13 protein-coding genes are annotated in these 23452 nt (G+C 70.4%); 1 reads left to right on the plus strand and 12 read right to left on the minus strand.

Annotated elements, in window-relative coordinates; all coding sequences use genetic code 11:
- The 12 genes from ACE3N6_RS09565 to ACE3N6_RS09620 all read right to left on the minus strand — a co-directional run.
- The coding region (locus ACE3N6_RS09565; protein WP_374245141.1) for a DUF4347 domain-containing protein at positions 1–7297 on the minus strand (7297 nt) is incomplete at its 3' end.
- 5 nt (positions 7298–7302) lie between these two features.
- Entirely contained in the window at positions 7303–8247 is a 945-nt protein-coding gene (locus tag ACE3N6_RS09570) for an efflux RND transporter periplasmic adaptor subunit (RefSeq protein ID WP_374245143.1), read from the minus strand.
- A gap of 5 nt (positions 8248–8252) precedes the next feature.
- A complete protein-coding gene (locus ACE3N6_RS09575) occupies positions 8253–10202 on the minus strand; it encodes a preprotein translocase subunit SecA (RefSeq protein ID WP_374245145.1) in 1950 nt (649 codons plus the stop codon).
- Positions 10202–12352, minus strand: coding sequence for a PqqD family peptide modification chaperone (locus ACE3N6_RS09580; RefSeq protein ID WP_374245147.1), 2151 nt, complete (start codon positions 12350–12352; stop codon positions 10202–10204). The genes ACE3N6_RS09575 and ACE3N6_RS09580 overlap by 1 nt, the downstream gene beginning before the upstream one ends.
- A 1-nt stretch (position 12353) precedes the next feature.
- Positions 12354–13703, minus strand: a complete 1350-nt coding sequence (locus tag ACE3N6_RS09585; protein WP_374245149.1) for an HlyD family efflux transporter periplasmic adaptor subunit — start codon at positions 13701–13703, stop codon at positions 12354–12356.
- 255 nt (positions 13704–13958) lie between these two features.
- A complete protein-coding gene (locus ACE3N6_RS09590; RefSeq protein WP_374245151.1) occupies positions 13959–14243 on the minus strand; it encodes a hypothetical protein in 285 nt (94 codons plus the stop codon).
- Between the two features lie 130 nt (positions 14244–14373).
- Positions 14374–15885 (minus strand): methyl-accepting chemotaxis protein, encoded by a 1512-nt coding sequence (locus ACE3N6_RS09595; RefSeq protein WP_374245153.1) that lies wholly within the window; start codon positions 15883–15885, stop codon positions 14374–14376.
- A gap of 282 nt (positions 15886–16167) precedes the next feature.
- Entirely contained in the window at positions 16168–17310 is a 1143-nt protein-coding gene (locus ACE3N6_RS09600) for a M14-type cytosolic carboxypeptidase (protein WP_374245154.1), read from the minus strand.
- Positions 17311–17323: 13 nt separating this feature from the next.
- Positions 17324–18592: a DUF445 domain-containing protein gene (locus ACE3N6_RS09605; protein ID WP_374245156.1), complete on the minus strand. Its 1269-nt coding sequence runs from the start codon at positions 18590–18592 to the stop codon at positions 17324–17326.
- A gap of 14 nt (positions 18593–18606) precedes the next feature.
- Entirely contained in the window at positions 18607–19392 is a 786-nt protein-coding gene (yaaA, locus tag ACE3N6_RS09610; protein ID WP_374245157.1) for a peroxide stress protein YaaA, read from the minus strand.
- A gap of 23 nt (positions 19393–19415) precedes the next feature.
- Positions 19416–20288 carry a cation diffusion facilitator family transporter gene (locus ACE3N6_RS09615; protein WP_374245159.1) on the minus strand — a complete coding sequence of 291 codons (873 nt, stop codon included), beginning with the start codon at positions 20286–20288 and terminating at the stop codon, positions 19416–19418.
- Between the two features lie 3 nt (positions 20289–20291).
- Complete coding sequence (locus ACE3N6_RS09620) at positions 20292–22499, minus strand: bifunctional (p)ppGpp synthetase/guanosine-3',5'-bis(diphosphate) 3'-pyrophosphohydrolase (RefSeq protein ID WP_374245161.1); 2208 nt, start codon at positions 22497–22499, stop codon at positions 20292–20294.
- Between the two features lie 113 nt (positions 22500–22612).
- Between ACE3N6_RS09620 and ACE3N6_RS09625 the strand changes: the two genes are divergently transcribed.
- A complete protein-coding gene (locus ACE3N6_RS09625) occupies positions 22613–23392 on the plus strand; it encodes a zinc-dependent peptidase (RefSeq protein ID WP_374245163.1) in 780 nt (259 codons plus the stop codon).
- Positions 23393–23452: the final 60 nt, after the last annotated feature.

A 23452-nucleotide genomic window follows, 5' to 3' on the forward strand; every position in this document is an offset into this window, starting at 1 on the left:
CGCTCACCTGCACCGTGACGTTGTAAACGTTGTCGGCGCCGGCGTCAGTGGGGGCTTCGTAGTCCGGGGCAGTGACAAAGCTCAGGGCGCCGGTGCTGCTGTTGATCGAGAACTTCGCCGCGTCGGCGCCGCCGACGATGCTGTAGCTGAGGGTCTGAGCCGGCAGGTCGGCGTCGCTGGCCGTCACGGTGAGGACGGCCGTGGTGTTCTCGGCGACGTTCGCCGTGGCCGCGCTGGTGATCGCGGGAGTGTTGTCGTTGACCGGCGTCACCGTCACGGCGATGGCCTGGGTGCTGGTGAGGCTGCCGTCGCTGACCTGCACCGTGACGTTGTAGAGGTTGTCGGCGCCGCTGTCGGTGGGCGACTCGTAGTTGGGGGCAGCGATGAAGCTCAGCGCGCCGGTGCTGGCGTTGATCGAGAACTTCGCCGCATCGGCACCGCCGACGATGCTGTAGCTGAGGGTTTGCGCCGGGAGGTCGGCGTCGCTGGCGGTGACGGCGAGGACGGCCGTGGTGTTCTCGGCGACGTTCGCCGTGGCAGCGCTGGTGATCGCGGGGGTGTTGTCGTTGACCGGCGTCACCGTCACGGCGATGGCCTGGGTGCTGGTGAGGCTGCCGTCGCTCACCTGCACCGTGACGTTGTAAACGTTGTCGGCGCCGGCGTCAGTGGGGGCTTCGTAGTTAGGCGCGGCGATGAAGCTCAAGGCGCCGGTGGCGCTGTTGATGGAGAACTTGGCCGCGTCGGCGCCGCCGACGATGCTGTAGCTGAGGGTCTGAGCCGGCAGGTCGGCATCCGTCGCGGTGACGGTGAGGACGGCCGTGGTGTTCTCGGCGACGTTCGCGGTGGCGCTGCTGGTGATCGCGGGGGTGTTGTCGTTCACCGGCGTCACCGTCACAGCAATCGCCTGGGTGCTGGTGAGGCTGCCATCGCTCACCTGCACCGTGACGTTGTAGACGTTGTCGGCGCCGCTGTCGGTGGGCGACTCGTAGTTGGGCGCGGCGGCGAAGACGAGGGCGCCGGTGCTGGCGTTGATGGAGAACTTCGCCGCATCCGCGCCGCCGACGATCAAGTACACCGGCGAGCCGCCGTCCACGTCGGACGAGGTGACCGTCATCACCGCCGTGGTGTTCTCGGCCACGCTGGCGGTGTTGCCGCTGGTGATCGAGGGGGCATCGTTCACCCCGGTGATGTTGACGGTGCTGGTGCCGGTGGCGGTCTTCGCCCCGCCGCTGCCCTGCCCGCCGGTGTTGCCGTCGCTGAAGGTCCAGTTGAGGGTGACGCTGGCCGGCGGGGCGTCGGACGAGTTGGCGTAGGCGATGGAACTCATCACCTCGTTGATCCGCACCTGGGAGGCTGCGGCGCTGAAGGTGAGCAGCAGGGTGCCGGACGAGTTGGTGGTGACGGTGCCGACGCTCACCCCCGAGAGCAGCAGGCTGCCGCCCTGGGTGAGGGTGCCCAGGTTGCCGCTGGCAGAGAACAGATCCTGGGCGTTGGCGCCGCCGTTGCGGACGAGGGTGAGGGTGGCGCCGGCGTAGCTGTCGGCGGCGTTGAGTTCGGCGTCGAAGATGCACACGCTCGAGTCGATCGTCACCGCGCTGCCGCCCTCGGTGAAGCTGGCGCTGCCGCCCAGGCTGGTGGCGGACGGGTTGGCGCGGGTGTCGAGCTGGCCGTCGGCGGTGAGGCGGACGAGCAGCACGTCGTCGGTGGCGGTGGTGCCGAAGCCCGCGGCGACGATGCGCCCGTCGCTGGCCAGGGCGGTGGCGTAGAGGAAGCTGCTGTCGGCCGGGTGGGCGGTGAACTTGCCGTCGCCGCTGAAGCCGGTGTCCAGGCTGCCGTCGGCGAGCAGGCGGGCCACGGCGATGTCGCTGGCGTTGGCGCCGCCGGTCATCGCGATCTTGCCGTCGGACTGGATCGCGATGCCCCAGGCGGCGTCGGAGCCGCCGAAATCCACGGTGGCGATGCCGTCGCCGCCGCCGAAGCCGGTGTCCAGCACGCCGGCGGCGGTGTAGCGCACCGCGGCGAAGTCGTTGTTGGTGCCGTTGCTGTAGTAGCCACCGGCGACGACCTTGCCGTCGCTCTGGATCGCCACCGACTGGGCGATGTCGTAGCTGGCGCCGATGGCGGTGGTGACGATGCCGTCGCCGCCGCCGAAGCCGGTATCCACGCTGCCGTCGGCGTTGTAGCGCACCACGACGAAATCCAGGGTGGGGCCGACGTAGGCGCTGCCGCTCTGGACGATCTTGCCGTCAGACTGCAGGGCCAGGCCGTAGCCGCTGTCGGTGCTGCCGGCGATGTCGAGGGTGAGTTTGCCGTCGCCACTGAAGCCGGTGTCGAGGCTGCCGTCGGCGTTGTAGCGCACCACCGCGAGATCGGTGCCGGAGAGGCCGCCCAGCACGATCTTGCCGTCGCTCTGCACCGCCATGCTCCAGGCTTCGTCGCCGGTGCCGCTGCCGATGTCGGTGGTGACGATGCCGTCGCCGCCGCCAAAGCCGGTGTCGAGGCTGCCGTTGGCCAGGTATCGCACCAGGGCGAAGTCGCGCTGCAGGCCGTTGCTGGTAAAGCCGGCGACGAGGATCCGGCCGTCGGACTGCACCGCCACGGCGCGGGCTTCCTCGTCGCCGCTGCCCACCGCGGTGGTGACGATGCCGTCGCCGCCGCCGAAGCCTGTGTCGAGGGTGCCATCCACGTTGTAGCGCATCAGCAGGAAGTCGAGGTTGCTGCCGTTGCTCGAATAGCCCGCCACCAGGATCTTGCCGTCGCCCTGGATCGTCGTGGCGTAGCCCCGGTCGGCGGCGGCCCCCGCCGCGACGATGGCGGTGTAGTCGGCGGCGTTGAAGCTGGGCGCGTCGTCCACCGCCGCCACCGAGACGCTGCGGGTGGCCGCGGTGCTCGTCCCGAGCCCGTCGGTGACCCGGATGGACACGGTGCGGGTGGCGGTGCCGGGGGTCTCCGCGGTGTTGATGTAGGTGACGCTGCGCAGGGCCGTCTGGTAGTTGGCGACGGTGGCGCTGCCGCTCAGGGTGAGCACGCCGGTGGTGGCGTTCCAGCTGCCGACGATGCCCAGCTGATCGGTGAAGGCGAGGGTGTCCTGCCCGCCGGCGAAGCCGCTGGTGATGCTCACCGTGGCGCCGGTGAGGTTGGGGCTGTCGGCGTCGCTCACCGTGAGCCCGCTGTCGATCACGGTGGCGGCGGCGTTCTCGGTGTAGGCCAGGGTGGTGCCGGTGGTGGCGACGACCGGCAGCTGGTTGGCGGCCACCACCACGTTGGCGCCAAATTCGGAGGTGTCGGTGAAGCTGCTGTAGGTCGCGTTGCTCTTGGTGGCGGTGGCGGTGACGTACTCGCCCGCCGCCACGCTGGCGGTGAGGAGGGTGTTGAAGCTGGCGTTGCCCGAGCCGTTGGTGGCCACATTCACGTAGCCCAGGTAGCGCTGGCCTTCGCCGTAGCCCGAGCCGTCCTGGGCGGCGTTGGCGAAGAACTCGATCCGGTAGTAGCTGCTGGCGGCGCTCGCCAGGGTGCCCACCAGGGCCACGTGGCCGCTGCCGTCGGTGCGGGCGGTGGAGATGACCGGGAAGTTCTGCAGGCTGTTGGGGCCGGTGTCGGCGTCCGTGGCGTCGTTGGCGGTGACGCCGTCGAAGTTCAGGTCGATCGCCAGGCCGGTGTTGTTGTAGAAGGTGTTGCCCAGCAGCGCGACGCTGACGGTGGAGTTGTCGGTGTAGAAGCCGCCGGTGGGGTTGTTGACGATGACGTTGCCGGCGCCGGCCGTCGTGCCGCCCACGGTGACGCCGGTGGTGGATGAGCCGATCCAGACCCCGCCGTAGCTGTTGCCCAGGGACAGGGTGCCGGTGACGTCGGTGCCGATGTAGTTGCCCTGGATGAGCGTCCCCGTCTGGCCGGTGGAGACCTCGATCCCGTTGCGCACGTTGCCCGAGATGATGTTGCGCTCGCCGGCCGTGGTGCCGCCCACCCGGTTGTTGGCGCCGCCGTAGACGTCGACGCCGTCGTGGCCGTTTGCCCGCACGAGCGTGCCGCTGGCGTCGGTGCCCAGGTAGTTGCCGACGACGACGTTGTTCGAGCCATACAGCACGACGCCGGCGTTGGCGTTGTTCGACAGCACGTTGCGCGCCGCGGCGGTGGTGCCGCCGATGGTGTTGCCGGACGAGAGCACGTAGACGCCGAAGTTGTTGGTGATGGCGACCGCGGTGGTGCCGTCGGCGTCCAGGCCGATGATGTTGCCTTCGATGACGTTCCCGTCGGAGCCGGACGCGATGTACACGCCGTAGCCGTCGCCCGCGTTGAAGCTGTTGATCGCCAGGCCGCGGAGGGTGGACCCGCCCGAACCCGAGCCCAGCACCAGGCCATTCACCCCGGTGCCGGTGAGGCTGCCGTCAATCTCGATCACCGGCCGGCCGACCACGTAGTCGGGCTCGGTGGTGCCGTCGATGACCACCGCGCCGGTGAGGGTGGGCAGCGCCGTGGTGGGCTTGATGGTATGGGTGCCGCTCACCAGCGCTTCGGTGATGTTGAAGCTGATGGTGTCGGTGCCGGCGGTGGTGTTGGCGGCGATGATCGCCTCGCGCAGCGAGATCTTGCCGTCGGTGCCCTTGCTGGCGTTGAGCTGCTCGGCGGTGAAGCTGCTGCCAAGGCCGGTGTCGTTGGTGTCGGCGGTAGTGGTGACGATGAGCGCGCCGGACACGTCGGTCACCGTCACCGCGATCGCCTGATTGGCTGTGCCGCCGGCGCCGTCGCTCACCTGCACCGTCACGTCGTAGACGTTGTTGGCGCCCGAATCGGTGGGCGTCTCGTAATCGGGTGCCGACACGAAGCGGAGCGCGCCGGTGCTGCCGTTGATGGAGAACTTGGCCGCATCCACCCCGCCGCTGATCGAGTACACCGGCGTGCCGCCGTCCACGTCGGACGAGGTGACGGTGAGCACCGCGGTGGTGTTCTCGGCCACGCTGGCGCTGGCGGCGCTGGTGATCGTCGGGGCGTCGTTCACCGCCGTCACGGCCATCGAGACGACGGCCGGCGTGCTGGTCATGCCGGTGCCGTCCGACACGGTGAGGCTGATGCTGCGGGTGGCGGTGCTGGGGTTCTCGCTGGTGTTGCGGAAGGTGACGTTGCGCACCAGCGCCTGCACCGCCGCCACGCTGGCGTTGCCATTGAAGGTGACGGTGAGCGGCGTGCTGCCGTTGCCGAAGCTGCCGCTGTAGGTGCCGATGGTGGTGCCGCCGTAGGTCACGTTGGTGCCGGAGAGCCCGATCTGCCCGGCGCCCGTGCCCTGGTTGCGGATGCCCAGCTCGTCGCTGGCCGTGCCGTTGGCGGTGATCTGATACACAAGCTGGCCGCCCGTGAGCACAGCTGTATCGGAATCGGTCAGCGTGGCGCCGGCGTCGTAGATCACCCCCGCGTTCTCCACGTAGGTGCCGCTGTAGCCGGTCCGGGTCAGCACCGGCGGCGCCGCGTACTGGTAGCGCTGCATGAAGATGCCGTCGGTGTCGCCCGGACCGTTGCCGTGCCACACCGCCACCAGGTGCCCCTTCTCGTCGGCGGCGATGCTCGGCACGTCCTGGTAGTCGGTGGTGGTGGTGTTCACCAGCGTCTCGCCGGTGAGCGCCGTGCCCGACGCGTTGTACTGGCGCATGTACACGCCGTCGAAGCTGCCGTCCTGGGCGGTGCTCTGCCACACCACCACGAAGCCGCCGCCGGCCAGCATCGTCGCCACCGGGTTCTGCTGCTGGTTGGCGGTGGTGGTGTTGATCTGGAACTCGCCGCCCTGGGCCACGCCGCTGGCGTTGTAGCGCTGGCCGTAGATGCCGTTGCCGCTGCCGTCCTGGGCGCTCTCCCACACCACCACGAAGTTGCCGGTGCTGTCCATCGCCACCACCGGCAGATCCTGGTTGTTGGCGGTGTAGGTGCTCACGTGGAACTCCGCCCCCTGAACCACCCCGCTGCTGTTGTAGCGCTTGGCGTAGATGCCCTCGTTGCTGCCGTCCTGCCCGAAGCTCTGCCAGGCGATCACGAAGTTGCCCGACGCGTCCATGGCCACGCTGGGCTCGGTCTGGCTGTCGGTGGTGTAGGTGTTGACCAGGAACTCGCCGCCCTGGGCCACCCCGCTCGCGTTGTAGCGCTGGGCGTAGATCCCGTGGCCGTTGGCCAGGTCCTGGCTCCAGCTCTGCCAGGCCACCACGAAGTTACCGCTGGCGTCCATCGCCACCGAGGCTTCGAGCTGGTCCTGGGTGACGGTGGAATTGACCCGGAACTCGCTGCCCTGGGCCACCCCGCTCGCGTTGTAGCGCTGGGCGTAGATCCCGTAGCTGCTGCCGTCCTGACCGCTGCTCTCCCACACCACCACGAAGTTGCCGTTGGCGTCCATCGCCACCGCCGGGTTGCGCTGGTTCTCGGTGGTGTAGGTGTTGACGTGGAACTGGGCGCCCTGGGCCACGCCGCTGGCGTTGTAACGCTGACCGTAGATGCCGATGCCGGTGTCGGTGGCGCCCGAACCGTCCATCCAGATCACGACGTAGTTGCCATTGGCGTCCATCGCCACCGTCTTGGCCGACCAGTTGTCGGTCTGGGTGCCGACGGTGGTGGTATTGACCAGCGTCTCCGACCCCTGGGCCGTCAGGGCCAGCACGCCGCCCCACTCCGCCTGCAGGCTGGCCGACGCAAACGGCAGCGCCTCCACCGCGCCGCTCTGCACTTCCAGCGCCCAGTCGCCCCCCAGCAGCGCGCTGCCGGTGGGGTCGTCGCTGGCGGCCACGTCTGCGCCGGTGAGCTGGGACAGGGTCGTCACCAGAGACTGGCCGGCGTCGCCCTCGCCCACGTCGCAACCGTACAGCAGCAGGTCGCCGTCGGCCGCAAAGGCGTCGCCCCAGGCGGCGATCTCGCCGGCCCGCCGGAAGATCGACGCTTCATCCAGGGCGCTCGCCCCGATCTGGGCAACGCCGCTGCTGCCGTGGCCGATCACATGCACCGCGGCCACGTCGCTGCGCCCGGCCAGGGCCTGGCCGATGGCCGCGATGCCGTCCTCGTCGTCGCCCACCACCACCGCCTCGATGGGCCGCCCGGCCTGCTGCTGGGCCGAAAGGTCGTCCAGCAGGCGCTGCAGGTCCGGCACCCGGGCATCCACGAAGACCAGCTCGGCGCCGCCCTGCCCGGCCGTCGCGGCGCCGTCGCCGGGGTGCAGCGACGCACCCAGCACCGCCGCGGCAATCCCCGCCGGCCCCGGATCGGCCGAATAGAGGATGCGCGACTCGAAGGTTTCGATCAGCGCCCGGCGGTGGCGACGGCGGCTCATGGCGGCTAGTGACGCACCTTTTCCTTGAACGACGCCAGGCTGGGCGCCATGCGCATGCCGCCCACCAGGCGGGCCCCGGCGGCATCCACCGGCGTCTGCGGCACGCTGTCGCCAAAGGTGATGCGGCAGCGCAGGCCGGCCGGCAGCGCGTTGCCCGGGTTGGGCAGCGCCAGCCGGACGCGGTAGGTGTTGCTGGCCGCGTCCACCACCCGATCCACCAGCGCCACGGTGGCCTCCACCGGCGCGGCGTTGGGCAGCTCAGGCTTGACGCTGGCCACCTCCCCCACCCGGATGGTGCCGAAGCGGGCCGCCGGCACGATCACCTCGATCCGCAGCGGGTCGATCTTGGCCACCTTGAAGATCGGCTTCTCCTCCACCCGCTCGCCCAGCGAGAGATAGCGCTCCACCACCACCCCATCGAAGGGGCTGCGGATCGTCCGCAGGCCCACCTGGGCCTCTGCCACGCCCACCTCGCGGCTCCACACCCGCAGCTGCTCGCGGGTCTGCAGCACCTTCTGCTCGGCCACCTGGAAATCCGCCCGGGCCTGATCCAGCGCCTGCTGGGCCACGTAGTTCTTGGCCACCAGATCCTCGGCCCGGCGCATCTTCTGGCGCGCCAGATCGCGGCTGGCCTCGGCGCTGCGCAGGTCGGCCTCGGTGGTCGCACGGGTGCGCGCCACCTCCGCGGTGGCCCGCTCCACGTCGTTGCGCAGCGTCGCCAGCACCTGGCCCTTGCGCACCGCGTCGCCGCGCTCGGCGCGCAGGCTGTCCAGCACGCCGATGACGGCGCTGCCCAGATCGGCCACCTTGTCGGGCTCGATCAGGCAGCCCAGGGTTCCGGGCGCCGAAGCCGCACCGCCGCCCCCCGCCCCCTGCGGACCGGCAGCCGCGGCCAGGCCTGCCAGACCGGCCAGCCCCCAGCACACGCAACCCAGCATCCATCTCATCATTGTCCTCATTCCCCCGGGCCGCCGAACGACAAGCCCCGCTCCCACTCCCGATCCGCCTCCAGCAGGCCTCTCCGTGCCCGTCGTTCCTGCCTCGCCCGACGCCACTGATGCGCGCTCAGCAAGGGCCGCAACCACTGCGGGCGCAGCCGCACCGTGCCATCCGGCGCCACGCCATGCCGGCGCGCCAGCAGGCCCAGCAGCGGCACCTCCGCCACCCGGGCCATGTCCAGGCTGATCCAGGTTTCCACGCTGCCCGGGTCGCCCTGACGGGCGCAGCGGCCCTCCAGCTGCCGGTCGATCCGGCGCGACGCGTTGAACTGGCAGCACATCACGTGAAGCCCTCCTGCCGCCGCCACACCGGCCGCGAGCGGAATATCCGTTCCCCGACCGGCCATATTGGTGGCCACCGTCACCTGCCCCGGCTCGCCGGCGCGGGCCACAATGGCCGCCTCCTCGGCATCGAACCGGGCGTTCAGCACCGCGTGGGCCACCCCGGCCGCCGTGAGCCGCGCCGACAGCGACTCCGAATCCGCCACCGACGCCGTGCCCACCAGCACCGGGCGCCCCGTCCGGCGGATCTCGACGATCCGACGGGCGACGGCGTCCCACAAAGCGTGTCTTGCCCTGTATAAACGGCTCGGCAGCGATTTCCTTGAGGACGGCCGGCGTGACGGAATGCACACGACATCCAGCCCGTAGATTTCCCGCAGCTCGCCTCGCGCCTCGCGCAGGGTGCCGCTCATCCCGCACAGCCAGTGGTAGCGCGGAAAAAAACGCTGGAAGGTGATCTGGGCCAGGGTCTCGGTGGCAGGCGACGGGCGGCAGCCCTCCTTCAGCTCCACCAGCCCGTGCAGCCCGCGCGACCACACCCGGCCCGGTGCCGCCCGGCCGGTGATCTCATCGACGATCTCCACCTGACCGTCCCGCACCAGATAGTGCACATCCCGGCGATACACGTGGCGGGCCACCAGGGCCAGCCCCACCGCCTCGTCGCGCAGCCGCGCGGAGCGCCAGCGCCCGCCCAGCGCCGCCGCCCGCGCCGCCAGCCGGGCCCGCCCGGCATCGGTCAGGTGCACCTGCATGGCCGGCGCGTCCACCCGAAAATCCACCCCCGGCAGCAACTCGCCCGCCAGCGACCACGCCTGCCAGAAGAACGCCCGCGCGCCGCCGTCGCGCACCTGCCGGGAGAGGATCAGCGGCATCATCGCCTCGTCGATCAACAGGCTGTCGGCCTCATCCACCACCGCCATGCACAGCCCCCGCAGCAGCGGCTCAAGGCCCTCCGCACCGCCGATGGCGGCCACCCGCCGCTGCAGGTCGCTCCGGGCAAAGCCGCGCCGCTGCCCGTCGCGCAGATAATCGAAGACCAGCTCCCGCGCGGTGACATAGCACACCGACGCCCCGTAGGCCGCCCGCCGCCGGGCCTCGCCCATCCCGCCGACGACGAAATCCACCCGCAGCCCGAGGCGGGCATAGAACGGCGCGAGCCGCGTCGCGTCGCGCTCCACCAGATAATCGTTGGCGGTCAGCACGTGCACCGGCATGCCCGCCAGGGCGCCCACGGCGGCAGCGAGGGCCGCGGAGAGCGTCTTACCCTCGCCGGTGGCCATCTCGGCCAGACGCCGGTCGAGCATCGCCAAGGCCGCGTGGAGCTGGGTGTCGTAGGCCGCCAGGCCCAGGCTGCGCCGGGCGGCCTCGGCGACCGCCGCCAGCGCCTCGATCAAGCCCTCGCCCACCAGCCCCTCGCGCCCGAGCCGGCCCTGCACGCCGCGCAGGCGGGCGCCGAAGGCCGCCTCGTCGAGCCCCCGCCAGGCGCCCAGCGCGGCCCGCACCGCCGCCAGCTGCCGGCGATACGGCGCGCGCTGCCACGGCCAGCTCGAGCGGGGCGGCTCCCGGCGTTCCGGATAAGCGCCCCACACCAGCCCGGGCAGCGGCACGCGCAGATCGAGGGGCATCACGTGGCCGGATTGAAGTTGCTGAGGAAGAGCTGCTTGAGCTGGCGCGCCCACTGCACCGCCAGCGGCGCCCAGCCGTGGTCGAAGCGCACCCACACCCGTCCGCCGGCCCGCTCCGGGATCAGGCCATCCACCGCCAGATCGAACACGAACACCGGCGACGGGGTGCGCTGGTGATCCTTGTCGGCCGGGTCCACCGCAAAGCGGCCGCCGGCAAACTCGCCCAGAGCGGGGCTGGGCAGCTTCTCGGTAGCGGCCGGCACCGCCCGCAGCAGCCGCGCCGGCAGCACGTCGCCCAGGGCGTCGGCCAGCCGCACGTCCACCTTGCGGGTGTCGGCCCGCACCAGCGCCGCCACGTCCTGCTCCACCGCCACCCGCACCGTGGCCGGCTCGCCGGTGAACACATGACCCAGCAAGGCCCCGCGGGGCACGAAGGCACCCTCCACGTCTGCCGGGCGAGGCATCGCCAATCGACCGGCCACCCCGGCCTTGAGCACCAGCGCCGCCTGCAGCTCCTCGACCCGCCCGAGCTGGGCCGTCACCCGCCCGATCTCCGCCTCCACGTCCCGTGCCTTCACCGGGTCGCGCTGCATGGCCAGGAACAGGTCGGCGCCGAGGCCCTCGAGCTGGCTGCGCAGCCGGGCCTCGTCGGCAACCAAGCGGCTGTCCCCCATCCGCATCACCACCTGCCCGGCCTCCACCCGGTCGCCGTGCCGGCTCTCCATGGCCACGATGAAACCGTCGGTGCCGGCGCGCAGCTGGGCCTGCTCGGGAATCCACACCACCCCCTGGGCGAGGGTGGAGAACGGCACCGGCACCACGCCCACCAGCGCCACCACCGCCACCGAAAGCACACCGGCGATCCGCAGCGCGCGACGCCGCTGCCGCTCCGGCAAGGCCATGCGCAGCAAGCCCCGCCAGAAGCCAAGCACCGGCTTGCCGATCAGGGCGATCACCGCCAGGGCCCCGGCCAGCGTACCGAGCACCATCGACCAGCTCCCGATCCAGCCGACGATCGCGATCGACAGCCCCACCCGGTAGACCCACGACGCCGGCGCGTAGCAGATCAGCCACGGCAGCTCGCCCCGACCCGGCTCGGGCGAGGGCACGCCGGACACGTGGAGCAGCCGGTTGAGCAGCAGGTGGCGCCAGAACGCCCGGCTGCGCATGTAAAGGTTGGGCAGGTCGAGCAAATCGCACAGCACGTAGTAGCCGTCGAAGCGCAGCAACGGGTTGCCGTTGAACAGCAGGCTCGACACCCCGCACACCACGGCCACCACCAAGGCCAGATCCCGCACCGCGCCGGGCTGCACCAGCGCCCACAGGATCAGCGCCCCGCTGGCCAGCACCAGCTCGGTGACGATGCCGGCCCCGCTCACGATCACCCGCTGGCCGGCGTGGCGGAAGGCCGCGGCGGCCGACGCATCCACATACGGCGCCGGGGTGAGCAGCAGCAGGCTGATCCCGGCCTGATGCACCTCGCCGCCGAAGCGCCGCACCGCCAGCCCGTGGGCCAGCTCGTGGAGCGCCTTGATCGGCGGATACAGCAACCACGCCATCAGCAGGTAGCGCGGGGAGCCCATCCAGGTGCGCGCCGCCTGGGAAAGCTCGTCGAAATGGGTGCCCGCCACCAGCCCGCCGGCACCGATCGCGCACAGCCACAGCAGCAACATCTGCCACGAGAAGATCGCGTAGCGCCAGCGGTCGAAGCGCTTCAGGAAATCGTTCGGGTCGCCCAGGCGCACCCGGAAGGCCAGCGGATTCACCCCCAGGCGGCGCTCCTGGCGCAGCTCCTGGTGCTGGCGCTGGAAGATCGCCTCCACGTCCGGCGTCACCTCGCACTGGATCAGCCCGCGCTGGTTGAGCTGCACCAGCAGCTGCACGATCTCGTCTTGGGTGAGGGCGCCGTCCGGGTCGTCGGCCAGCAAGGCCTCGGCGAGGGCGTCCACGCTGCGGGTTCCGTCGCAGCGACCCACGAACGCATAGGCGGCGGCGTTCATCCGGTGGAAGCGCCCGCTCACCGGATCGGCCAGCACGTACCACACCTCGTTCCGGTAGATCTGCCGACGCACCCGCACGTGGGGGCGCAGGCTCGGGTGCAGGCCCGCCACCCGGTACCACTGGCCGCTGAAGGCGCTCGGCCCGCTCATCTCAATGCCCCAGCCACGACCACAGGCCGATCCGCATCCAGTCGATCAGCCGATGCGTCCACGCCCAGGCCAGCGGCTCGCGCCCCACCGCAATCTTCGCCACCCCGCGCAGCCCCGGCCGCAGCGCGTCCGGACGGGCGGAGAGAGCCGCCTCCACCTCGAACACGTTACGCCCCTCCACCGCGCTCGCCATCGGCGTGATGCGCGTCACCGCCAGCGGCAGGCTGTCCCAGGGCAGCGCCGACAGGGCCAGACGCCCCGTCTGCCCCACCCTCACCCGGCCGATGTCGCGCTCATCCACCTCCACGATCACCCGGAAGCGGTCCCGCGGCGCCAGCGTCAGCAGCACGTCGCCCCGCTGCACCGGCGCGCCCAGAGACTGGCTCAGATCGCCCCGGATCACCACCCCGTCGAAGGGCGCCTCGAGGCGGATCCGGCCCAGCTGCTCATCCACCAGCGCCAGCTGGGCCCGCGCCTCCTCGGCCTTGGCCTGGCTGATGACCAGCTGGGCCCGGTCGGCCCGCGCCATCGCCGCGCCGTATGCGTTCTCGTGCTGGGCAAGCTCGCTCGCCCACTTGTTGCGCTCCAGCTGAAGATCCTGCTCCGCCAGCTCGGCCAGCACCTGCCCGGCCCTCACCGCGTCGCCCGGCCGCACCAGGCTGCGCTTGAGGAAGCCATCCACCGGCGCCACCATCACCCGCTGGATCTCCCCCTCCACCCGCGCATTGCCGCCCACCCGGTACTCGAAGGGCACCAGCAACAGCACCGCCAAGGCCACCAGCAGCGCGCCCAGGCCCATCCGCAGCCGCGCGCCGGCCGGCGACCGGAGCGCCGTCCAGCCCCGCCGCAGACGATCCCGCAGCCGCTTGCGCCAAGGCCGCTCGCCGTGGCGCATGTAGTGCAGCACCGGGCCCACCAGCGCCACCGCGTGCTCCCACTCCACCAGCACCGCCGGGTCGGGCGCACCGCCCTGGCGAAACTGCAGCAACACCGCACCCACCAGATCGTGCTGAACCACAATGGGCAGGGTGCACACGGTGCCCCCCTCCTGGCGGACCAGCGCCTCGTGGGCCAGCACGATCCGCGGCGGCAGCTCGGGCGGCGCCGGCGCGATCACCGTGGCCGCCTGCTCGATCGCCTCGTCCATGGCCGCGCCGATGGCGCGCAGGGCTTCGGTCCGCCCGTCGCCGAGCACCCCGTGGGAAAGCGCGACCACGCGGGAGAAGCGGTCCTCGACGAAACCGATCGCCACCCGGTCGCAACCGAGCTTGGTCGCCAGCTCCGAGGCGAAGGCCGTCGCCGCCGGCCCGAGGCGCGGGTGGGAAACCACCGCCGCCTGCAGCGCAAGCACGTCGAGGGCCGAGATGCCCGGAGTGGGAACCGGAGACTGGGAGTTCAGGGCTGCCGTCCTTAGAGAATATCGTCCTCGTATTGACGACGCGGCGACCGGAAACTTTAAGCGTCTCGACTGCCAAAGCGGCACACCGTCACGGCGACGGCCCCTGCGGGCACGCAAAAAACCGATGCCCCCGTCACCGTGGGTGAGGGGGGCATCGGTCGGGTGCTGCGATCACGCCCGGCAGGCTGCCGGGCAGATCGGGTACGTTCAGCGCTGGCTGGTCAGCTGGGCCAGGAAGGCGGCTTCCTTTTCGGCCGGGAAGGCATGCTGCGCCATCACGCGCTGGACTGCGCCAGGGTCGCCACCCTCGCCCGCCACCGAAAACTCGATCCCGAGCTGACGGCCGTTGGCGGCCAGGGTCATGAAAGCCGTCCGCCAGCGCTGGCATTCGGCCAGACGCTCACGCACTTCGCTTTCGTTGCTGATGACGACACCCGCTGCCTTGAGGGAATCCAGAAACTCTGCGTAGGACTCGTTGCAATAACTGCCCATCGACTTCTCCTGTCAAATCCGGCGATCTCTCGCCTGTGTTCCCTTAACGCACCGAATCGAACGGTGGATGACACGATTTCGAAAAAATTTCGGACTTTTTTCGGTCACGCGTCCGACACCCGCCAAGGTGTCAGATCTGGAACCGATCGAGCGCCGTCCGCAGGCCGTCGGCGCTCCGCGCGAGGGCCTGGGCCTCGCCGGTGATGGACTGGGTCGCCATCGCCGAACGGTCGGCCATCCGCGAGATGAGTTCCACATGGCGGGAGATTTCCTGGGCGGAGACGCTCTGCTCCACCAGCGCGTCGGAGATGCGGGTGACGATGTCGCCCACACCATCGGCGCGGCCGGTGATGAGGTCGATCGACTCACCGGCCTGACCGGCGTGGCTCACCCCGGTATTGACCCGGCTCACCGCGCTTTCGATGCAGGCCAGCACCGACTCCTTGGCGCCCCGCATGTCGTTCATCATCCGGCCGATCTCGTCGGTGGCGGTGGTGGTGCGTTCGGCCAGCTTGCGCACTTCGTCGGCGACCACCGCGAAGCCACGCCCGAGTTCGCCGGCCCGGGCCGCCTCGATGGCCGCGTTGAGCGCCAGCAGGTTGGTCTGGTCGGCGATGCCCTTGATGATGGTGACGACCTCCGATGCCCGTTCCGACTCGCGCCCGAGCGCCTCGACCCGCTCGACCGCGGTGCCGATCACGCCGGCGATGCCCGACATCTCGCCCACGGCGGCCTTCACCACCTGGCTGCCCTCGACCGCCGCGAGGCTGGAATCGGAGGCCAGCCGCCGGGCTTCACCGGCGCTGTCGGCGATCTGGTTGATCGACGCGGTCATCTCCTGCACAGCGGCGGCCATCGCGCCGGTGGAGTTGGTCTGGTCGGTCACGCCCTCGGCGATGCCGACCGACGCTTCGGTAAGGCGTGCGGCGAGCGCCTGGAGGGCGTCGGCGGTGTCGCGGGCCTCGCTGAGCGTGCGGCGCAGCTCGTCCTGCATCCGGGCCACTGCCTTCAGCAGCGGGCGGGATTCGACGGCCGACCGGTCGAAGACGTAGTCCAGATGGCCGGCCGAGGCGCGCTGGGCAAATTCGGCCACCATCACCCCGTCCATGACCATGCCTCGCAACAGCCCGGCGATGTAGCACAGCAGGCCGGTCTCGACGACCACGTAGGCGGCGTGCACCAGCACCCGCCCCACCCCGTCCACCTGGGGAAAGACGAACACGCCGGCGCCGGTGGCCTGGAGCCAGGCAAACGCGAGGTGGTGCACGGCGATCAGGCCCGCGGCGGCGATCAGCGGACGCCAGTCGCAGTACAGCACCAGAAAGGCGAGCAGCGCGAAGATGCCGAAGTGGGCTTCGATGGTGCCGCGGGTCTGGTGGATCAGGAGCGCGGAGAAGATCATCGCCGAACAGGCCACGGCGATCCGCGTCACCAGCCGGCCAGGGGCGCCACGGCTGATCGCGAGGGGCACCAGGAAGGCGGGAAGCCCCACGGCGAGCGCCGCGCTCCAGTCGCCGAAGTAGGCGGCAACGCCAAGGCACAGCAGCAGGTGCAGGCCCAGGGCGCCGACCAGCAGGTTGTCGGCACGGGCGCGGAAGCTGGAGAGGTCGTCGGCGGACGGCGCGTTCGGGTGGCGGGTCATGATCCACCTCCGCCCCACAGCGGGCCGCGCGGCCCGGTGCTGCACGCGTCGCCGCGCTGGACGGCCTCAAGCTGCATCGACCACAACTGGACGGCCGCCACGGCCAGCCATCCTCCCAACAGCATCCAGGGCCAGGCGGCCTGGAGCCGGCGCGCAAGGGCGGGCCGGGCTTGATTTCCGATGGGCAAGTTCGTGACTCCAATTGAACAGGTTGAACACCTGTCCAATATCGACACAAGCGCCCGGGGCTTTAAGCCGGCGTGGGCCCGGCGCCCGCTGCCCTCAGCCGGCGAGATGGGCGAGGATCGGGTTGAGCATGGCGGCGCCAAGGCGCTTGCTGCGCTCGCCGTTCCAGCCGGTGACGCCGTCGGGCAGGTTGGCGTTGTCCTTGAAGGGCATCTCGAGGGTGATCGACACGCAGCCGAAGCGGTGGGCGACCCACTTCGAGGCGAGGGTCAGCAGCTCGTCCTGGAAGCGCCCGGCCAGATAGCCGTGTTCGGTCTGGAAATCCGGGCTGGCAGCCTGGAAGGCTTCGACGAAGCGGGCCTGGCGGGCGCGCTGCACGTCGGAGAAGCCCGGCACCTCTTCGGCGGTGGAGAAGAACACGTAGGGCAGCGCCTCGTCGCCGTGGATGTCGAGGAAGAGTTCGACTCCGCTCGCTTCCATGGCCTGACGCACCCGCAGCACCTCGGGGCTGCGGGTGGGGCTGGGGTCGCGCCACTCGCGGTTGAGGTTGGCGCCGGCGGCGTTGGTGCGCAGGTTGCCGCGGATGGCGCCGTCCGGGTTCATGTTGGGCACCACGTACAGCACGGCCTTCTCGCGGATGCGCCGGGCCACCGCGTCGGCTGCGTCGAGCAGGCGCTCGAGCAGGCCTTCGACGAACCACTCGGCCATGCTTTCGCCCGGATGCTGGCGGGCGACGATCCAGATCGGCCGCTTGCCCGGGCCGGCGCGCCCGACGGTGACGAGGTCGAGATCGCGCCCATCCACGGTGGCGCCCAGATTGGTGACGGAGGCGAAGGGCGACATCTCGACCCGCCCCAGCAAATCCAGGTGACGCTCGTGGGAGTACGGCTCGAAGTAGGCGTAGTAGATGCTGTTGCGCTCGGGCCGGTGTTCGACGATGAGCTGGCCGTTTTCAAAGCGCGTGCCGGCGATGCGGAACCAGTGGCGGCGGTCGTAGGAGGCGACGCAGCGGTAGCCGGGCCAGCCGTCGGGATAGGCGGCGTCGGCGGCGTTCTCGAAAATGAGGCGCACGTCCTGCCCGGCCGCGCCGTGGAGCCGGAAGTGGAACCACTGGCGGAAGGTCGAATCGCCATCCACGCCCTGATCGGCCCGCAGGCGCAGGCGGATGTCGTCGGGGCGGTCGATGGCGAGCACCTCGATGGCGCCGGCGTCGAAATTGCTGCTGATGCGGAGGGTCATGGCGAGGCGGAAATCAGCCGATGAGGTGGGTGACGGCGTACAGCACGAGACCGATCAGGCCGCCGACGAGGGTGCCGTTGAGCCGGATGAACTGCAGGTCGCGGCCGACGCTCTGCTCGATCTCGCGCACCAGGTCGTCGTCGTTCCAGGCCCGCACGGTGCCGGCGATGTGGCGCGACAGCCCTTCGCGCAGCTCGGGCGCCAGGGCTTCGACGCTGTGCTCGATGTGCTCGTTGACCGAATCCCGCAGGGCCGGGTTGGTGGCGAGGCTGGCACCGATGGCGCCGGCCACCGAGGCGATCTTGCGGCGCACGCGGGACTCCGGCTTGCCCAGGTCGCGCGCCAGCCAGCCGCGCAGGTCGTCCCACAAGCCCTGCAGGTAGGTGCCGACGCCGGGGTGAGCGAGGAAATCCCGCTTGGCCTGCTCGATGCGGGCGCGGAAGCCCTCGTCGTGCTGAAGGCGCTCGATGTAGCGCTGGATCACCTCGTCGAAGGCTGCGCGGCGCGGGTGGTTGGGGTCCTTGGCCACCTCTTCGAGCAGGCCGTTTACGCCGCCCACGATGCCGTGAGCCACCTTCTCGCCCAGCTCGGCGGGGTTGATGCCGACGAGACCCAGCATGGCGACGATCTTCGGGTACTCCTTGTTGGCCACGTCCACGATCATGCCGGCGAAGCCCTGCTGCACGCCGGGCTGGCCCAGCCAGTCGGCCAGCTTGGCGAGGCCGTCGTCAAGCAGGCCCTGGTGGCGGCGATCTTCGGTGAGCAGGTTGAGGATGCGCCCCACCGTGCCGGCCAGGTCGAGATCGCCGGCGCGGCGGCGCAGAGCGTGGAGGATCAGCCGGCGGACCCGCCGGTCGTCCATGAAATCCAGCGACTGCACCGCCACCACCGCCAGCCGGTCGGCCAGCAGGCGGGCGTTGCGCTCGTCCTGCAGCCAGGCGGCGATGCGTTCGGCCGGGTTGGCGGCGCGCAGGCGGCTGACCAGCGAGTGGGTGTCGAGGAACTTGTCGCGGATGAACACCGCCAGGTTGTCGGCCAGCCGTGCCTTGTTGCGGGGCAGGATGGCGGTGTGGGGAATCGGCAGGCCAAGCGGCCGGCGGAACAGCGCCACCACCGCAAACCAGTCGGCCAGAGCGCCGATCATCGCCGCCTCGGCGAAGGCCGCCAGCCAGGGCAGGCCTTCGCGGCGGGCGAAGACGAACAGCACCGTGACGGCCACCAGCAGGCCGGTGGCGAGGAACTTCATGCGGGCCAGCGCGGCCGCCTTCTCGGGAGATGCCATCTGCCCTGCCCTCCTCAGTCGAGCCGCCGCCGGAAGACCCAGTGGCCTTGGTCGGAGGCCTCGGGCACAAAGGCGTAGCCGTCGCTGTCGAAACCCTTGAGCTGCTCGACCGCCTCGACGCCGTGGGCGATGGCGTAGCGGGCCATCAGGCCGCGGGCGCGCTTGGCGTAGAAGCTGATGATCTTGTAGCGCCCGCCCTTCCAGTCTTCAAACGCCACGTTGAGCAGCCGCCCCTTGAGCTTGGCCGGCTTGACCGACTTGAAGTATTCCTCGGAAGCCAGGTTAACCAGCACCGGCTCGCGCCCGGCGTCGGCCTCGTCGGCCAGCAGCCGGTTGAGGGCGTCGGTCTGGGTCATGCCCCAGAAGGCGTACAGATCCTTGCCACGGCCGTTCTTGAAGCGGGTGCCCATTTCCAGGCGGTAAGCCTGCATCAGATCCAGCGGCCGCAGCAGGCCGTAGAGCCCGGAGAGGATGCGCAGGTGGCGCTGGGCGTAGTCGAGCTGGGCTTCGGTGAGGGTGCGGGCGTCGAGGCCGTCGTAGACGTCGCCGTTGAAGGCAAGCACCGCCGGGCGGGCGTTGTCGGGCGAGAACGGGCGCGACCACTCGGCGTAGCGGGCCACGTTGAGGGCGGCGAGTTGATCGGACAGGCTCATCAGCTCGGCCACCTGGGCGTGGGAGAGCGCGCGCAGGCCGTCGATCAGCTCGGCGGCGTCGTCGAGGTAGTCGGGCTGGGTGTGACGGGCGGTGACGAGCGGCGTCGCGTAGTCGAGCGCCTTGGCGGGGGACAGCACGAAGATCATGGTGCAAGCAAAACCGTGGAAATTCAGGTGAGGGGTTCGAGGTGGGTGGTCACCTCGGTGCCGGGCAGGGCCGCGGCCAGGGCGGATTCTATTTCGTCCAGCAGCGCGTGGCCCTCGCGCACCGTCCAGTCGCCGGGCACCAGCACCGTGAGCTGGACGAAGGCCGACACGCCGGCCCGGCGGCTGCGCAGGTTGCGATAGCCCACGCCGCGGGCCCGGAAGCTGTCGAGCACTGCTTCGGCCCGGGCCAGGGCGTCGGGCTCCAGGCTGCGGTCCATCAGCCCATCCACCGACTCGCCCACCAGCCGGATGGCCTCGCGGGTGATGTTGAGGCCCACCGCGATGGCGATCAGCGGGTCGAGGGCGAGCCAGCCCGTCCACGCCACCAGCGCCACCCCGGCGATGACCCCGGCGGAGGTCCACACATCGGTCATGAGGTGGCGCGAGTCGGCCTTGAGGGCGATGGAGTTGAAGCGCTCGCCGGCGCGGCCCAGCACCCGGGCCACCGCCAGGTTGATGGCCGTGGCCACCGCCGACCAGGCCAGCCCCCAGCCCGGCGATTCGATGGGCCGGGGCTGAATCAGCCGCTCGGCGCCGGCCCACACGATGCCGACGGCGGCCCCCAGGATCAGGATGCCCTCGAAGCCGCTGGAGAAGTATTCGGCCTTGCCGTGGCCGAACGGGTGCCCCCGATCGGCCGGCGCCCGGGTGACGACGATCATCCACAGGGCGAACGAGGCCCCGGCCAGATTGACGAAGGATTCCAGCGCATCCGAGAGCAGCCCGACCGAGCCGGTGATCCACCAGGCGAAGGCCTTGAGGGCGATGGTGGAGACCGCCGCGGCGATCGACAGCCATGCAAAGTGGTGGCGGTCCAGGCCGGCGCCGACGGTCATCGCTCAGCCACGCTCCACGTCGGTGACGCCCTTCACCTCGCGGATCAGGGTGAGGGCCCGCTGGATCTGCTGCACGCCCTGCACCTCGAGGGTGAAACGCATCCGCGCCGCGCCCTTGCGGCTGAGGGTGTTCACCGCGATCACGTTGAGGCGCTCCTTGGAGAGCACCTCGGAGATGTCGCGCAGCAGCCCCTGGCGGTCCATCGCGTGGGCTAGGATGTCCACCGGGAACACCGCGTCCTTCGCCGCGCTGCGCCCGCTGCCGCCCCACTCCGCGCTCACCAGCCGCTCGGGATGGCGTTTGACCAGCGACTGGAAGTCGCGGCACTCGACCCGGTGAATCGATACACCCCGGCCGCGGGTGACGTAGCCTTGTATCGCATCCGGCGGCGCCGGCTTGCAGCAGCGGCCCAGCGAGGTCATCAGCTTGCCGACCCCGACGATGAGGATGGTGTCGCCCGCGTCGCCCGCGTGGCTCTGGCCGATGACGACCTCGGGCTCCTCGGGGGCGGATTCGTCCGCGTCGGCACCACGCAGGGCGGTCTGGATCGCCCGCGGGCCCACCTCGCCCCGGCCGGCGGCGATGAACAGCGCCTCGGCGTTCTTGAAGCCCAGCCGGGTGGCAAGCTCGTCGATGTTGGCCTGGCCGTGGCCTTCGCGCTGGATTTCCTTCACCAGCACGCTGCGCCCGCGCACCAGCATCTCCTCTTCTTCGAGGGCGCTGAAGTACTGCTTGATCTTCTGCTTGGCGCGCGGCGTGGCCACGTAGCCCTGCTGCGGGTTGAGCCAGTCGCGGGACGGCCCGCCCTCCTTGGTGGACATGATCTCCACCGTCTGGCCGTTCTCCAGGGGCGTGTTGAGGGTGACCAGCTGGCCATTGACCTTGGCACCCCGGCAGCGGTGCCCCAGATCGGTGTGCACCCGGTAGGCGAAGTCGATGGGCGTGGCGCCGCGGGGCATGTCGATCACGCGGCCCTGGGGCGTGAGCACGTAGATGGTGTCGTCCAGCGAGGCGCGCTTGAACTGCTCCACCCAGTCGGCGGCGTCGGTCACCTCGTCGCGCCACGACAGCAGGCTGCGCAGCAGGGCGATCTTCTCGTCGTAGTCGCTGCTCGCGGCGCTGCCGCTGCCTTCCTTGTAGCGCCAGTGGGCCGCCACGCCCAGCTCGGCGTGGTTGTGCATGCCGTGGGTGCGGATCTGCACCTCCAGAGCGCGGCCGTCGGCGGCATACACCGCGGTGTGCAGCGACTGGTAGTTGTTGCCCTTGGGCATCGAGATGTAGTCGTCGAACTCCTTGGGGATCGGCGTCCAGATCTGGTGCACGATGCCCAGCACCGCGTAGCAGTCCTTCACCTCATCCACCAGCACCCGCAGCGCCCGCACGTCGAAGATCTGCGAGAAATCCAGGCGCTTGGCGCGCATCTTGTTGTAGATGCTGTAGATGTGCTTGGGCCGGCCATACACCTCGGCCTTGATGCCGATGGCGGCGATCTCGCTCTTGAGGCGCGCCACCGCATCGACGATGAACTGCTCGCGCTCCACCCGCCGCTCGTCGAGCATCCGGGCGATGCGCTTGTAGGTGTCGGGCTCCAGGAAGCGGAAGGACAGATCCTCCAGCTCCCACTTGAGCTGCCAGATGCCCAGCCGGTTGGCCAGCGGCGCGTAGATGTCGAGGCTCTCGCGGGCGATGGACTCGCGGATCGGGCCCGGGTGGTCGGTGAAATAACGCAGGGTTTGCGTGCGCGAGGCCACCCGCAGCAGCACCACGCGGATATCCTCGACCATCGCCAGCAGCATCTTGCGCAGCACCTCGCTCTGGGCGCGGATCTCGGGGGCGCTGGTGGAGGTGGTCATGCGGGTGATGACGCGCAGCCCGTTGAGGCGCCGCAGGCCATCCACCAGCCGCGCGACGCCGTCCCCGAAGCGGGCGGTGATCTCGTCGGTGGGGTGAAGCAGCACGTCGCCCACGGCGAAGCACAGGGCGGCGACCCGCGCGTCGGCATCGAGGCGCAGCGACGCCGCGATGAGGGCGGTGCCCAGCGCGTGGGGCCACACCGGCTCACGGGTGCCAAGGCTGCGCTCGGCATAAAGGCCCTGGACCCACTCATGGGCTTCGCCCACCCGGCGGACGTCGTCGGGAAGCAAGCCTTCGCAGAGCAGGGCGAGGGTGGAGGATGCGGACTGGGAAATCGAGTGCGTAACGGCGACCATGCCGACATTATCCTATAGGCTGCCGTTGCAGCGTTTGATCTTGATCGTATCGGCGGTGACGGGCAACCCGCCCTATCCCGCCAACCCGCCCCTTCGACCAGCGATTCCGCCCGATGTTCTCCGCCCTTCGAAACTGGCGCCGCCGCCGCGCCGCCGACCGGATGCAGGTTCCCCCCGAGCAGTGGAGCCGCGTCGAAGCCCGCCTGCCCTTCCTCGCCTACCTGCCGCCGGAGGATCGCCCGAGCCTGCGCCGGATGGCGCTGGAGTTCCTCGCCGACAAGGAAGTCCACGGCGCCGAGGGCCTCGTCGTCACCGACGACATGCTGCTCTCCATCGCCCTGCAGGCCTGCCTGCCGGTGCTGCACATCGGCCTCGACGCCTACGCCGACTGGGTGGGCATCGTGGTGTACCCGGGCGACTTCGTGATCCCCCGCAGCTTCGTCGACGAAGACGGGGTGGTGCACGAATACGACGACGAGGTGCTGGGCGAAGCCTGGGAAGGCGGTCCGGTGATCCTGTCGTGGTTCGACGACGACGAGGCCCTCGACGGCATCAACGTGGTGATCCACGAGTTCGCCCACAAGCTCGACATGGGCAACGGCGAGGTGGACGGCTTCCCCGCCCTGCCCGCCGACATGAGCCCCGAAGCCTGGGCGGCGGCCTTCCGGCCCGCCTACGACGACTTCTGCCAGCGGGTGGACGACGGCGAAGACACCGCCCTCGACCCCTATGGCGCCGACCACCCGTCGGAGTTCTTTGCGGTGATGAGCGAGGCCTTCTTCGAGACCCCGGGGCTGCTGCGCCAGCAGTATCCGGCCGTCTACGGGCAGCTCTCCCGCTATTTCCGCCAGGACCCAGCGCAGCGCGAAACGCCGCCCGCACCACCCCGATAGCATCGCCGAAACAAAACTTTGCTAGTTGGCCGGGGGCTGTCTAAAGTGATTAGGCCGTTG

The sequence above is a fragment of the Zoogloea sp. genome, assembly GCF_041904905.1.
In the GTDB taxonomy this organism is placed as follows: domain Bacteria; phylum Pseudomonadota; class Gammaproteobacteria; order Burkholderiales; family Rhodocyclaceae; genus Zoogloea.

Excerpts from the sequence above, each read along its gene's own strand:
- ACE3N6_RS09570 (WP_374245143.1), bottom strand. The coding sequence starts at position 8,247 with ATGATGAGATGGATGCTGGGTTGCGTGTGCTGGGGGCTGGCCGGTCTG.
- ACE3N6_RS09575 (WP_374245145.1), bottom strand. The coding sequence starts at position 10,202 with ATGCCCCTCGATCTGCGCGTGCCGCTGCCCGGGCTGGTGTGGGGCGCT.
- ACE3N6_RS09580 (WP_374245147.1), bottom strand. The coding sequence starts at position 12,352 with ATGAGCGGGCCGAGCGCCTTCAGCGGCCAGTGGTACCGGGTGGCGGGC.
- ACE3N6_RS09590 (WP_374245151.1), bottom strand. The coding sequence starts at position 14,243 with ATGGGCAGTTATTGCAACGAGTCCTACGCAGAGTTTCTGGATTCCCTC.
- ACE3N6_RS09595 (WP_374245153.1), bottom strand. The coding sequence starts at position 15,885 with ATGACCCGCCACCCGAACGCGCCGTCCGCCGACGACCTCTCCAGCTTC.
- ACE3N6_RS09600 (WP_374245154.1), bottom strand. The coding sequence starts at position 17,310 with ATGACCCTCCGCATCAGCAGCAATTTCGACGCCGGCGCCATCGAGGTG.
- ACE3N6_RS09605 (WP_374245156.1), bottom strand. The coding sequence starts at position 18,592 with ATGGCATCTCCCGAGAAGGCGGCCGCGCTGGCCCGCATGAAGTTCCTC.
- yaaA (WP_374245157.1), bottom strand. The coding sequence starts at position 19,392 with ATGATCTTCGTGCTGTCCCCCGCCAAGGCGCTCGACTACGCGACGCCG.
- ACE3N6_RS09615 (WP_374245159.1), bottom strand. The coding sequence starts at position 20,288 with ATGACCGTCGGCGCCGGCCTGGACCGCCACCACTTTGCATGGCTGTCG.
- ACE3N6_RS09620 (WP_374245161.1), bottom strand. The coding sequence starts at position 22,499 with ATGGTCGCCGTTACGCACTCGATTTCCCAGTCCGCATCCTCCACCCTC.
- ACE3N6_RS09625 (WP_374245163.1), top strand. The coding sequence starts at position 22,613 with ATGTTCTCCGCCCTTCGAAACTGGCGCCGCCGCCGCGCCGCCGACCGG.